Origin of the sequence: Pseudomonas sp. Kh14 (assembly GCF_900291005.1) — a bacterium.
Lineage (GTDB): Bacteria > Pseudomonadota > Gammaproteobacteria > Pseudomonadales > Pseudomonadaceae > Aquipseudomonas > Aquipseudomonas alloputida.
Genome location: NZ_OLKJ01000202.1, coordinates 1 through 253 on the forward strand (window position 1 = coordinate 1; position 253 = coordinate 253).

Consider the following 253-nt stretch of genomic DNA (forward strand, 5'->3'; position numbering starts at 1 on the left):
ATGCAGGGATGTCGCCCTGGACCTCCAGGTGCAAGGCCACGCCTTTGGCGTTCGCCTGTTGCTCGAACAATTGCACCACCCGGGCGACCTGTTCGTGCAGGCCAACCCGTTCCGGCACCAGTTGCAAACGGCCCGCCTCGATGCGGGTGATATCGAGGATATCGCCGATCAACTCCAGCAAGCCATGGGCGGCATCACTGGCCACATCGATGGCCAGGCGGTCGAGCACACCCTGGGCAGCCTTGCGCTGAGC

1 protein-coding gene is annotated in these 253 nt (G+C 64.0%); it reads right to left on the reverse strand.

Annotated features, from left to right (window positions below):
* Positions 1-253, reverse strand: a 253-nt coding sequence (locus tag FQ668_RS28705; RefSeq protein ID WP_369333850.1) for a sensor histidine kinase, incomplete at both ends; no start/stop codon positions are given.